The organism is Streptomyces sp. NPDC030893 (assembly GCF_055571535.1).
Genome location: NZ_JBVIFC010000005.1, coordinates 190,399 through 202,371, shown reverse-complemented (window position 1 = coordinate 202,371; position 11,973 = coordinate 190,399). Strand labels below are relative to the sequence as shown.

The window sequence follows — 11,973 nt, the reverse complement described above, 5'->3', positions numbered from 1 at the left end:
TCAGGAGAACCGGAGAGGAGCGACCCCCGAAAGGAGGGTGATGGAAGATGATCACCCGCGAAGAGATCTCGATCCTGCTGGACCACCCCGTGTACGACGGGGACGGCAACAAGATCGGCGACGCGAAGCACGTCTTCCTCGACGACGCGAGTGGACGCCCCGAGTGGGTGACCGTCAAAACGGGCATGTTCGGTTCCAACGAGTCGTTCGTCCCGATCCGCGACGCCTCTCTGGTCCAGGACCACCTCGAGGTCCCGTACCGCAAGGACAAGGTCAAGGGCGCGCCCAACGTCGACATCGACGCCGGCGGCCACCTGTCGGTGGACGAGGAGCAACGCCTGTACGACTACTACGGCATCAACTGGGACTCCGTCCTGGGGGAACCCGGAGAACAGGACCGGACCGGCACGGCCGGTACGGCAGGAGCCGCGGGCGCGGCCGGAGCGGCGGGCACCACCGCCAGGCCGGGCAGGGCCGCGGGAACCGCCGGTACCGCGGGCCGCCGCAGCGAGGCACGCACGGGGCCGCGCGACGACGCCATGACCCGCTCCGAGGAGCAGATGCACGTCGGCGTCGAACGGCGCGAGACCGGACGGGCCAGGCTGCGCAAGTACGTGGTCACCGAGGAGGTTCAGCAGACCGTGCCCGTGCGCCACGAGGAAGTGCGCGTGGAGCGCGAGCCCATCACCGACGCCAACCGGGGCGAGGCCATGGAGGGCCCGGAGATCTCGGAGGCCGAGCACGAGGTCACCCTGCACGAGGAACGCCCCGTCGTGAAGACCGAGACGGTCCCGGTGGAGCGGGTCAGGATGACCACCGAGGAGGCGTCGGAGGACGAGACGGTGCGCGGCCAGGTCCGCAAGGAGCGCATCGAGGCCGAGACCGAACTGGACGAGAACAACGGACGCCGGGGCCGTGACGTACCCGGCAAGGGCAAGCGGTAGCCACCCCCTCCCGTCCCAGCGAGCGACGCGCCGGTGCACCGTCACCGGCGCGTCGCGCTGCCCGGCGGGCCGGCGGGAACCAGCCCCGCGACCGCCGCGAGCCGCCGGTAGGAGTCCAGCAGCGCCTCCCGGTCGTACGTGCTGGTGGTGACGAGCACCTCCTGGGCGCCCGTGTCCTTCAGCAACGACACCAGTGCGTGGGCCACGTCCTCCTCCGTGCCGGCGAGCTGACCGGCCAGCCCCGCCTCGTACAGGCCCCGCTCCCGCGCGGTCATGGACAGGGACTCCACGCGCTCCGCGGGCGGCAGGGGCGGGAACGTCCCGTGGGTGCGGGAGTACGCCATCGACCACGCCTCCGGGACGAGCAGCCGCCGGGCCCGTTCGGCGGTGGCGGCCACCGCGACGGTGCCGGAGACGACGACGTACGGCTCGCTCGCCCACGGCGAGGGGCGGAACCGTTCGCGGTAGCGGTCGATGCCGCGCCGCATCCGGTCACGGTCGCGGAGGTCGCCGATGACCATCGGCAGCCCCGCGCGGGCCGCCACGTCGGCGCCCTCGCCCATGGCCAGCACGAAGGGCGGCACGGTCAGACCCTCGGACGGCCGGGCCCGCACCCCGGTGGGCGACGTGCCCAGGAACCAGCCGAGCAGCTCGTCGAGCTGGGCGGCGAAGTCGTCCGCGGCGTCCTTGTCGCGACCCAGTGCCCTGCGCACCCCGTCGGTGAAGCCCACCGAACGCCCCAGACCCATGTCGACGCGCCCCGGGAACAGCGATTCCAGCACACCGAACTGCTCGGCCACGACGAGCGGCCGGTGGTTGGGCAGCATCACCCCGCCGGTGCCGACGCGGATCGTCCGGGTCGCCCCGGCCACGGCGGCGGCCAGCACCGTCGGCGCCGAACCGGCGACCCCCGGCACGCCGTGGTGCTCCGCCACCCAGAACCGGTGGTAGCCGAGCCGCTCCACCTCCCGCGCCAGGGCCACCGTGTCCCGCAGCGCCTCGGGGCCCGTGTGGCCCTCACGCGTACGGGAACGGTCGAGGACGGAGAAGCGGGCCGAGGCGATGACGGAACTCATACCGGGTTCAACACCCCGCGGCCCCCGGGATTCCGTCCGGCCCGTGTCTAGAGTGGCGGGGTGACCGACCGCAACGAGCCGCCGCTGGCCGTGTTCGACCTCGACAACACCCTCGCCGACACCGCGCACCGGCAGCATTTCCTGGCGCGCCGGCCGCGCGACTGGGACGCCTTCTTCGCCGCGGCGCCGCAGGACCCGCCGCTCGCCGAGGGGATCGCGCTGGTGCGGGAGAGCGCGCGGGAGTGCGAGATCGTCTACCTCACCGGGCGCCCCGAGCGCTGCCGGCGCGACACCCTGGACTGGCTCGCCGCGCAGGAGCTGCCCGAGGGCGAGGTGCACATGCGCGGCGACGCCGACCGCAGGCCCGCCCGCCACACCAAGCTGGCGATCCTGCGCCGTCTCGCACGCACCCGCGAGATCCGGGTGCTCGTGGACGACGACGAACTGGTCTGCCAGGACGCCCGGCGGGCCGGTTTCACCGTCGTCCAGGCCCGCTGGACGGCCCCGTCAGGGGAGTTGAAGGACGCCCAGGAGCGCGAAGGGCGCACCTGAGCCCCGGCCGCCCGGCTCAGCCCGTCTCCTCCAGGCGGAAGCCGACCTTCAGACCCACCTGCCAGTGCGCGATCCGCCCGTCCTCGATCTGGCCGCGCACCTGGGTCACCTCGAACCAGTCCAGATTGCGCAGCGTCTGCGACGCGCGCTCGATGCCGTTGCGTACGGCCTTGTCGACGCCTTCGGGCGAGGTGCCGACGATCTCCGTGACCCGGTAGGTGTGGTCCGACATGGTGCTGCTCCTCTCCCCGGCGGGCCGCCCGGCCGCACCGGGCGCCGCCTGTGTCACACGTCACTCCACCGTGCCCTACCGCGCCGCGGAGCGCGAGACGTCGCCCCCGTTCGCCTCCCGGCTTGACCTTCGCATTGGTCCATACCAAGATGCTGGTCACCCGCCCGAGCTGCCGCTCGCCCCCCACGTCGGGCCCCGCCCTGTCCGTCAGACAGAAACAGGACCCTCGTGAAACGCCGTCTGCTCGCCCTCGTCTGTGTGTCCGCGTCGCTGCTCGGCGGCTGCGGACTGATGCCCGACAGCGCGTCGGAACGGAGCACGGTCACCGTGTGGCTGATGCAGCACAGCGCCTCCCAGGAGTATCTGGAGCGCTTCACCGAGGAGTTCGAGCGCGAGCACACGCAACTCGACCTCGACATCCGCATCCAGGAGTGGACCGGCATCGGCGAGAAGGTGCAGAAGGCGCTGGAGACCGACGAGGCGGACGGACCCGACGTCATCGAGGTGGGCAACACCCAGGTCGCCACGTACGCGGAGGGCGACGGACTGCTCGACCTCACCCTGGAGTCGATGCGGGACTGGGGCCGCGAGGACTGGCTGCCCGGTCTCGCCGAACCCGGCCAGTGGGGCTCCCAGCAGTACGGCATCCCCTGGTACGCCGCCAACCGCGTCGTCATCTACCGCAAGGACCTCTTCCAGGAAGCCGGTATCTCCGAGCCTCCGAAGGACCGCGACGAGTGGCTCACCGTCTCCGAGAAGCTCGACACCGGTGGCGACCAGGGCATCTACCTCGCCGGGCAGGACTGGTACACGCTCGCCGGGTTCATCTGGGAGGAGGGCGGTGAGCTCGCCACCGAGCGGGACGGTGTCTGGCGCGGCACCCTCGACAGCCCGGAGGCGCTGCGCGGCATGGACTTCTACCGCCGGCTCCAGGCGCTCGGCGACGGACCGGTCGACGCCGACGAGGAACACCCGCCGCAGGCCGATGTGTTCGCCGACGGCCGGGTCGCGCAGATCGTGGCCGTACCCGGCGTGGCGCGGGCCATCCTGAAGCAGAACCCGGAACTGGAGGGCAAGCTGGGGTACTTCCCCGTCCCCGGCAAGGCGTCCGGCACCCCCGGTGCCGTCTTCACCGGCGGCTCCGACCTCGTGGTTCCCGCCAACACCGACGCCAGGGAGGCCGCGATCGAGGTCGTCGCGGCACTCACCGGCGCCCGCTGGAACACCGACCTGGCCCGCACCATGAACTACGTCCCCAACAAGGCCGGCCTCGCCGAGTCGGTGGCGGACGAGGAGGGGGTCGCGGCCATGGCGGCCGGAGCCGCACAGGGCCGGGCGACCCCCATCACACCCCAGTGGAGCGCGGTCGAGGCGGACAACCCGATCAAGGAGTACATGACGAAGGTGCTCCAGGGCGGGGACCCGAAGAGGGAGGCCGAGCGCGCCGCCGAGCGCATCACCGAGGCCCTGGCCTTCGACTAGGACCCGCCCCCGGCCAGGACCCGCCCGGGGCCGCCGTCGTCAGCGGGCCACGCTCAACGACAGCGCGAACCGCTGCTCCCCGTCCGTCCACCACCGGCTCAACTCCAGACCGGCGGCGGACAGTTCGGAACGCACCCCTTCCTGCCGGAACTTCGCCGACACCTCGGTGCGCACCTCCTCGCCCGCCGCGAAGTCCACGGCGAGCTCCAGGGCGGGGATCTTCACCGTCTGGGCGGTACGCGAGCGCAGCCGCATCTCGATCCACTCGTGGCCGGCGTCCCACACCGCCACGTGGTCGAAGGCGCCCGGATCGAAGTCGGCGCCCAGCTCGCGGTTGATGACGGCCAGCACGTTCTTGTTGAACGCGGCCGTCACCCCCGCCGCGTCGTCGTACGCCCGGACCAGCACCCGCTCGTCCTTCACCAGGTCGGTACCGAGCAGCAGGGCGTCGCCCGGGGCGAGCAGGGCGCGCACGGAGCCGAGGAACGCGGCCCGTTCGGCGGGGAGCAGATTGCCGACGGTGCCGCCGAGGAACGCCACCATCCGGGGACCCGGAGTGGCGGGCAGCGTCAGCCGGGCGGTGAAGTCGGCGATCAGCGCGTGCACGTCGAGCCCCGGGCGTTCGGCCACCAGCTCCCGCCCGGCCCGGGTGAGGGCGCTCCCGCTGACGTCGACGGGGACGTACGTGCGCAGCTCCGGGAGCGCGTCGAGCAGGTACCGCGTCTTCTCCGAGGAGCCGGAGCCCAGTTCGACCAGGGTGCGGGCCCCGGACGCCTGAGCGATCTCACCGGCGCGGGTGCGCAGGATCTCGCGCTCCGCACGCGTCGGGTAGTACTCGGGCAGCGCGGTGATCTCCTCGAAGAGTTCGCTGCCCCGGGCGTCGTAGAACCACTTCGGCGGCAGCGTCCGGGGGCTGCCCGTCAGGCCCTCGCGGACGTCGGCGCGCAGGGCGGCGCCGGTGGTGTCCTCGGGCAGGGTGCGGGTGAGATGGAACGGACTCACGTAAGGGGCTCCCTGGTAGGTGCGGGCGCGCCGGCGGACGACAGGGCGTCGCCGGGCTCCTTGAGCGGGGTCAGCAGGACGTCCGTGGGGCTCGCCGCGAGCAGTGTGCGGTCGGGGACCTCCCGCCAGTGCGGATCGTCGTCGTACGGTTCGGACGCCACGACGGTGCCGCCGCCGGTCCGGGTGAGGTACCACAGCGTGTCGCCCCAGGCGGTCGCGGTGACGGTGTCCCCGTTGGTGAGCAGCAGGTTGAGCCGGGCCCCGGGGGCCGCGCCGGCCACCTCCAGGACCGTGTCGGCGAGCGCCTGCCCCTCCTCGTCACCGGCCCGCAGCCGGGCCAGCACCAGCGCCCACACGAACGCCGAGTCGTTGCGGGCCTCCAGCGACAGCACCTCCTCGGCGGGCAGGGTGCCGACCAGCGGCGCGAGCGAGCCGGGCCAGCCCGGCACCGCCCCGTTGTGGCTGAACAGCCAGGTCCCGGCCGCGAACGGCGCCGCCGCGGCCTCCGCGTCGGCCCCCGACAGGGTCGCGTCCCGTACGGCGGCCAGCAGCGCCCGGGTGCGTACGACACGCGCCAGATCCGCGAACGACAGGTCCGCCCAGACCGGCCCGGCCCGCCGGTACCGGGCGGGCACCGGATCACCCTGCGCGTACCAGCCCACCCCGAACCCGTCCGCGTTGACCGTGCCGTACCGCTGCCGCCGGGGCGCCCACGACTGCCGGTACAGGGCGTGCGGCGGCGACACGAGCAGCTCGCCCAGCGGCTCCTCGGGCCCCACGTAGGCAAGGTGACGGCACATCAGACGCTCTCCGAGCGTGCCGTGCGGAACCCGGAGAAGATCTGCCGCCGCACCGGCAGGTCCCAGTTGCGGAACGTACCCCGGCAGGCCACCGCGTCCACGGCGAACGAACCGCCCCGCAGCACCTTGTACTCCGGCCCGAAGAACACCTCCGAGTACTCCTTGTACGGGAACGCCCGGAACCCGGGGTACGGCAGGAAGTCGCTCGCCGTCCACTCCCACACGTCCCCGATCAACTGCCGCACCCCGAGCGGGGACTCACCGGCCGGATAGCTTCCGGCGGGCGCCGGACGCAGATGCCGCTGGCCGAGGTTGGCGTGCTCGGGACCCGGGTCGGCGTCACCCCAGGGGTAGCGCGTCGAGCGGTCACCGGCCGGGTCGTACCGGGCCGCCTTCTCCCACTCCGCCTCGGTGGGCAGCCGGCGCCCGGCCCAGCGGGCGTAGGCGTCCGCCTCGTACCAGCACACGTGCAGGACCGGTTCCTCGGGCGGCACCACCTCGGTGACACCGAACCGGCGCCGCAGCCACTGCCCGCCGTCCCGGCGCCAGAACAGCGGCGCGGTGACGGAGTTGCGGCGGATGTGGTCCCAGCCCCCGGCGGTCCACCAGCGGGGCTCGTCGTAGCCGCCGTCCTCGATGAACGCCTGGTACGCGGAGTTCGTCACCGGTGTGGTGTCGATGCGGAAGGGCGCCACCTCGCGCCGGTGCGCGGGCCGTTCGTTGTCCAGCGCCCACGGCTCGTCCGAGGTGCCCATCGTGAACGGGCCGCCCGGCACGAGGACTTCGGACGGACCCGTGAACAGCGGCACCGGGTCCGGGTCCGGGGCGGTGAGCGCCCGCGGGCCCCTGCGCAGCTGATGGGTGATCAGCATCGTTTCGTCGTGCTGCTGTTCGTGCTGAGCGATCATCCCGAACGCGAAGCCCGCCTCGGTCAGCCGCGTCCCGTGGAAGGCGGCACCCTCCAGCACGTCCAGCGCCCGGCCGCGCACCTCGGCGGCGTACCGGCGGGCCTCCGGCGGAGGCAGCAGCGGCAGACTCGGACGTTCGGCACGCGGGTGCTCGAAGGCGTCGTACAGGCCGTCGATCTCGGGCCGTATCGCCTCGTGGCCGGCGACGGCCCGCAGCAGCCACTGCTCCTCCTGATTGCCGATGTGCGCGAGGTCCCACACCAGCGGCGACATCAGCGGCGAGTGCTGCGCGGTCAGGTCGGGCTCCTCGACGCAGCTCGTGAGCAGCGTCGTGCGGTCCCGTGCCGTGATCAGCGAGGCGACCGCGCGCTCGCGCAGTGCTTCGGCGTCGAGGGCGGGGTCGGTCATGAGGGGATGTCCTTCCCGTGCGGGGGGTGGGCGTGCGCCGTGTCCGCCGCCGCGCGCAGTTCGTCCAGCAGGTCGTCGGCCGGGCAGCGGCCGCGGGCGACATGGCGGTCCCGGTACGCCTCCACCGCGTCGATGACCCCGGCGGTGGCGCCGAGCCGGGGAAGGGCGCGCAGCGCCGCCGCGAAACAGCTCGCGGCCACCTCCCGCAGCTCCGGATCGGCCAGGCCCACCCGGGCCGCGTCCCGCCAGAGCGCGTTGTGCGGCGCGGGCCCGCCCCGCGTCCGCTCGGCCAGCGGCTTCACCGCACGGTAGGCGGTCTCGGCCGCCTCCGGGTCCTCGAACAGCGCCGTCGTCACCGCCAGCGGCACGATCCAGCCGTCGTCGCCGGGCTGCGCGTCGATCATGCGCAGCTCCAGGTGCCCGCGCGGCCTGACCGGCGGGAACAGCGTGGTCGCGTGGTAGTCCAGGTCCTCCCGGGTGGCCGGCCGGGGTGCGCCGGTCCGCACCCACGCGCGGAAGGTCAGCCCGCGCGGCACCTGCCACGGCCCACCCCCGTCCCGTACGCACATGACGGGCGAGTCCAGAACGTGCCGGGCCCACGCCGTGCGCGGGTCGGCGTCCAGAACCGGTCCGCCCGCCCGGCCGGCGCCGATCCGGTCCCAGCGCAGCTGCCGCGTGGACACCCAGCCGGTGGGCCGGCCGCCGGCGGCGGGGGAGTTGGCGAACACGGCGGTCAGGACCGGGCCCAGCAGGTGCGCGAGCCACCAGCGCCGCACATGGCCGAGGGGCCCCGGCTCCTCGTACCCGGCGTCCAGGCAGACCTGCACGGAGGCGGAGGCGCACATCATGGCGCGGCCGGCGGGACCCGTGCGGTCGAGACAGGCCTCCATGGCGTCGTAGCGCGGTGCGCGCAGATAGCGGCGGGGCGTCCGCCGGGGGTCGTGGCCGACACCGACGAGGACCAGACCGTCCCGGCGCAGCTCCGCGCGGACCGCGTCGAGGTCGGCGGAGACGGTCCCGACGCACTCCATCAGGGAGTCGGCGGGCGGCGAGCTCAGCTCCAGCTGGCCGCCGGGCTCGATGGTGAGCGCCGACCGCAGGGGCACGGTCCGCACCGCGGCATGGGCCGCATCGAGGCGCTCGGACGACAAGGGGAGCCACGGGTCCCGCGGTTCGCGGACGAGCCATTCCACCTCGACCCCGAGACGGCGCGGCGGTCCGGTCTTGAAGCAGATGCCCCGCACCAGGGCCTCCACCTCGCCTTCGGTGACGGTGCTCCGTGGCTCGGTGGAGCCACCTTCCGCATCGGACATGTGGGGATCCTCCTGAGGTTCCGCCATGCCGCCGGCCCGGGTGCCAGGTGGCCCCGGCCGGCATCAACCCGTCCACCCAAAACCTTCGCGCCGCCGGGCACAAGGGCGCCTGGCGGAGCGCCCCGGTCCGGCCGGCCGGTCCTTCCGTCCCGTTTCCGGGGCCTTTGCCGCCCGTACACGGGCGGGTACGACGGGTGGAAACTCCGTTGCGCCGCATCACCAGCATCGCTCAGGATGCCCGCATGAGCACGACGAGCGAGATCGCGCGGTGCGCGGTCACGGCGGCTACGGGGGTGGCGCCGTGAGCGCGCGCCTGCGGGGTGTCGCCCGGGAGACCGAGCGGATCGTCGCGGCCGGCGCCTACCGTGCGCCCGGCGGGCACGAGGTGTCCCTCGCCGCGGCGATCGAGGCGGCGCGGGACGGTACGCGGACGTACGGGCCGGAACCGGTCCCGGTCCCGGCGTTCCGGCCGGGCGCGACACGGTTCGAGATCACCGGGGAGAGCAGCGTCGAGGCCGCCCGGCGGCTCGCGGACGACGTGGCCGTGCTGAACTTCGCCTCCGCCCGGAATCCCGGCGGGGGATACCTCAACGGCGCCCAGGCCCAGGAGGAGGCCCTGTGCCGCGCCTCCGCGCTGTACACCTGCCTGCTGAAGGCCCCGGGCTTCTACGACCACCACCGCACCCACCGCAACCCGTTCTACACGGACCGGGTGATCCACTCACCGGCCGTGCCCGTCTTCCGGGACGCCCGCGGCCGCCTGCTGGACGAGCCGTTCAGGGCCGGTTTCCTCACCTCGCCCGCGCCCAACGCGGGCGTGATCCTGCGCACGGCGCCGGAGCGGGCCGGCGAGATCCCGCAGGCGCTGGTGACGCGGGCCGGGCGGGTGCTGGAGACCGCCGCCGCCCACGGCTACCGGCGGCTGGTGCTGGGCGCCTGGGGCTGCGGGGTGTTCCGCAACGACCCCGCGCGGGTGGCGGCGGCCTTCCGCACCCATCTCGCGCCGGGCGGCCGGTTCTCCGGGGCCTTCGGGCACGTCGTCTTCGCGATCCTGGACCGCACCCGCGACAGCGCGGTCCGCACCGCGTTCGAACGGACCCTCGCGGAGCTGCCGACCGGGCCGGCGGCGGGGATCAGCTCCAGCCGTACCGCTCCCGCAGCCGCTGACGTACGAGGTTGAACCGCATCCGGTCCAGGGCACACGCCTCACGGCGCATGCCGTCCCCGTGGAGCCGCAGCACCCGGTCCACGTCCACCCAGGAATCGCGGCCCGACCGGTCCCACGGCCCGCTCCCGATCGGCACCCACTCCCGGTGCCCGTCACGCGGCCTGCTCGACAACTGCACGGCGAGCACCGTCCCGCCGGTCTCCCGGGCCACGACGAGCACGGGGCGGTCCTTGCCCCGGCCGTCGTTCTCCTCGTAGGGCACCCAGGTCCACACGATCTCCCCGGGATCGGGGTCGCCGTCGTGCGCGGGCGAGTACTCGGTGCGCACCCGGCCCACCGTACGGGGCTGGGCCTCGACGGTGGCGGCAGGGCCGTGGCGGCCGGGGGCGTTCTCAGGGCTGAAGGCGGTCACAGCCGTACCGTACGGCACGGTGTTCACCGGCCGCCGGGCCCTCGCACCCGGCCGGGGCCCTCGCCGGATCAGCCGGGCATGCCGGTGAGTTCGCGGCCGGTCACCATCTCGGCCTCGATCCGGACGAACACCCCGTCGTGCATCGGCATCCACGACCGGGGGCCGGTGCGCAGCAGACGCTCGTGCTCGGCCGGCTCGGTGACCACGGCCGCCCGGCCGGTGACCACCACGCTCCAGCCGGCCCGGCGCTCGGCGTGGAACTCGTCGGCCTCGAAGGCGACCACCACCCCGTCGATCGCCCGCACCAGATCGGAGGCGGCCGAGGTGCACAGCACCACGGAGGAGTCCGTGTCCAGGGAGAAGTTGACGGGCAGGACCGCGGGCAGCGCCTGCCGGGTGTAGACGACGCGACCGACCGGCACCTTGGCCAGCAGGCCCAGGCACTCCTGCCGGTCGAGCAGTCGGAAGCCATCGGTGTGGATCATTCCCCCATCGTCGGCGAGGACGCCCGGCGCGGCTAGGGCCGGACGGCCCTGATGACCGCCGGACCGGGCAGCCGGCCCGGGCCGGCGAGCGCGCCGGGGGTGCCGTACACGTCGAAACCGCTGAGCCCGAGCGGGTGGGAGCTGGAGCGGCGCAGGGACGTCATCCGCACCCAGCGGCCCCGCACGGGGCGGGCCGGCTGGATGTTCACCACCCCTCCGGTCCCGGCGGTGGTGCGGTAGACGCTCCGCCACACGGCGTGGTCGGTGCTGGTCTCGACGACGAACTCCAGCGGATAGCTCGACCGGATCTCCCCGGCGGCCGCGCCGTCGAACCGGTTGCCCGCCGTGGGCGGTGTGTACAGCGGGTCGCCCGCGTCGCACTCGAAGGCGAGGCGGATCCAGTCGATTCCGCAGACGGCCCGCAGATCCACCGCGACCCACTGCGGATCGCTCGTCCCTTGTTCCCTCATGCGCGTGATGTCCCATCGGAAAGCAGCGGCGCGAGCCGGAACGGCTTCACCCGCTCTTGGCGGCGAACGGTATGACAACGTTGCCAAAGGCTGTGACGCGAGAGGCCTCCTGTCAAGTGCGGAGCAGCAGGACAGGTCTGATCCGCCCGGCGCGTGGAACCCTGGTCGCATGGGCACGACCGCGCTGACCGTCATCGACATGATCAACACCTACGACCATCCGGACGCCGAGCAGTTGATCCCGTCCGCCGAATCGGTCGTACCGGTCGTCGCCGCGCTGCTGAAACGGGCACGGCAGCGCGACGTGCCGGTGATCTACGTCAACGACAACTTCGGGGAGTGGCGCTCCCACCACGGTGAGCTGCTCGACAAGGCCCTCTCGGGGGCGCACGCGCACCTCGTGGAACCGCTGCGGCCGGACGACTCCTCCCTCTTCGTCGTCAAGGCCCGGCACTCGATCTTCTTCGAGACCCCGCTGGGGTATCTGCTCGCCCAGCAGGGCATCGACCGGCTCGTGCTCTGCGGCCAGGTGACGGAGCAGTGCGTCCTGTACTCCGCGCTCGACGCGCACATCCGGCATCTCGACGTCGTCGTCCCGCGGGACGCCGTCGCCCACATCCACGCCGACCTGGCGGACGCGGCCCTGCGGATGATGGAACGCAACATGGGGGCGCGGGTGTGCGACAGCGACGACCTGTGGAAGTGACACCCGCCACCCGCG

14 protein-coding genes are annotated in these 11,973 nt (G+C 73.4%); 5 read left to right on the top strand and 9 right to left on the bottom strand.

What is annotated here, in order from left to right:
- The first annotated feature begins 47 nt into the window (after positions 1-47).
- Positions 48-944, top strand: a complete 897-nt coding sequence (locus ACZ434_RS13080) for a DUF2382 domain-containing protein (RefSeq protein ID WP_468454912.1) — start codon at positions 48-50, stop codon at positions 942-944.
- 41 nt (positions 945-985) lie between these two features.
- Here ACZ434_RS13080 and ACZ434_RS13075 read toward each other — a convergent pair whose 3' ends face one another.
- Positions 986-2,020 (bottom strand): LLM class flavin-dependent oxidoreductase, encoded by a 1,035-nt coding sequence (locus ACZ434_RS13075; protein ID WP_468454910.1) that lies wholly within the window; start codon positions 2,018-2,020, stop codon positions 986-988.
- A 60-nt stretch (positions 2,021-2,080) separates the two neighbouring features.
- Here ACZ434_RS13075 and ACZ434_RS13070 point away from each other — a divergent pair, with 60 nt between their 5' ends.
- Positions 2,081-2,572: a phosphatase domain-containing protein gene (locus ACZ434_RS13070; RefSeq protein WP_468454908.1), complete on the top strand. Its 492-nt coding sequence runs from the start codon at positions 2,081-2,083 to the stop codon at positions 2,570-2,572.
- Positions 2,573-2,588: 16 nt separating this feature from the next.
- Here ACZ434_RS13070 and ACZ434_RS13065 read toward each other — a convergent pair whose 3' ends face one another.
- Complete coding sequence (locus ACZ434_RS13065; protein ID WP_468454906.1) at positions 2,589-2,804, bottom strand: dodecin; 216 nt, start codon at positions 2,802-2,804, stop codon at positions 2,589-2,591.
- A gap of 228 nt (positions 2,805-3,032) precedes the next feature.
- Between ACZ434_RS13065 and ACZ434_RS13060 the strand changes: the two genes are divergently transcribed.
- Positions 3,033-4,286: an extracellular solute-binding protein gene (locus tag ACZ434_RS13060; protein WP_468454904.1), complete on the top strand. Its 1,254-nt coding sequence runs from the start codon at positions 3,033-3,035 to the stop codon at positions 4,284-4,286.
- Positions 4,287-4,325: 39 nt separating this feature from the next.
- Here ACZ434_RS13060 and egtD read toward each other — a convergent pair whose 3' ends face one another.
- The 4 genes from egtD to egtA are packed head-to-tail and all read right to left on the bottom strand — an operon-like array spanning position 4,326 to position 8,717.
- Positions 4,326-5,288, bottom strand: coding sequence for an L-histidine N(alpha)-methyltransferase (gene egtD, locus ACZ434_RS13055; protein WP_468454902.1), 963 nt, complete (start codon positions 5,286-5,288; stop codon positions 4,326-4,328).
- A complete protein-coding gene (egtC, locus tag ACZ434_RS13050; RefSeq protein ID WP_468454900.1) occupies positions 5,285-6,088 on the bottom strand; it encodes an ergothioneine biosynthesis protein EgtC in 804 nt (267 codons plus the stop codon). Before egtC ends, egtD begins: the two co-directional genes overlap by 4 nt.
- Complete coding sequence (gene egtB, locus ACZ434_RS13045; protein ID WP_468454898.1) at positions 6,088-7,404, bottom strand: ergothioneine biosynthesis protein EgtB; 1,317 nt, start codon at positions 7,402-7,404, stop codon at positions 6,088-6,090. Before egtB ends, egtC begins: the two co-directional genes overlap by 1 nt.
- Complete coding sequence (egtA, locus tag ACZ434_RS13040; protein WP_468454896.1) at positions 7,401-8,717, bottom strand: ergothioneine biosynthesis glutamate--cysteine ligase EgtA; 1,317 nt, start codon at positions 8,715-8,717, stop codon at positions 7,401-7,403. The genes egtB and egtA overlap by 4 nt, the downstream gene beginning before the upstream one ends.
- A gap of 301 nt (positions 8,718-9,018) precedes the next feature.
- Here egtA and ACZ434_RS13035 point away from each other — a divergent pair, with 301 nt between their 5' ends.
- Complete coding sequence (locus ACZ434_RS13035; RefSeq protein WP_468454894.1) at positions 9,019-9,897, top strand: TIGR02452 family protein; 879 nt, start codon at positions 9,019-9,021, stop codon at positions 9,895-9,897.
- Here ACZ434_RS13035 and ACZ434_RS13030 read toward each other — a convergent pair.
- The 3 genes from ACZ434_RS13030 to ACZ434_RS13020 all read right to left on the bottom strand — a co-directional run bounded on the left by ACZ434_RS13030 (position 9,851) and on the right by ACZ434_RS13020 (position 11,252).
- Positions 9,851-10,297: a type II toxin-antitoxin system PemK/MazF family toxin gene (locus ACZ434_RS13030; RefSeq protein WP_468454892.1), complete on the bottom strand. Its 447-nt coding sequence runs from the start codon at positions 10,295-10,297 to the stop codon at positions 9,851-9,853. The two genes, ACZ434_RS13035 and ACZ434_RS13030, sit on opposite strands and share 47 nt — an antisense overlap.
- 68 nt (positions 10,298-10,365) lie before the next feature.
- Positions 10,366-10,782, bottom strand: coding sequence for a pyridoxamine 5'-phosphate oxidase family protein (locus tag ACZ434_RS13025; RefSeq protein WP_468454890.1), 417 nt, complete (start codon positions 10,780-10,782; stop codon positions 10,366-10,368).
- Between the two features lie 32 nt (positions 10,783-10,814).
- Positions 10,815-11,252, bottom strand: coding sequence for a discoidin domain-containing protein (locus ACZ434_RS13020; RefSeq protein WP_468454888.1), 438 nt, complete (start codon positions 11,250-11,252; stop codon positions 10,815-10,817).
- A 169-nt stretch (positions 11,253-11,421) separates the two neighbouring features.
- On the opposite strand from ACZ434_RS13020, the gene ACZ434_RS13015 reads away from it, so the two are divergent.
- The gene (locus ACZ434_RS13015; RefSeq protein WP_468454886.1) at positions 11,422-11,958 is read left to right on the top strand and encodes a cysteine hydrolase family protein; all 537 of its coding nucleotides are present in this window, start codon (positions 11,422-11,424) and stop codon (positions 11,956-11,958) included.
- Positions 11,959-11,973 lie beyond the last annotated feature (15 nt).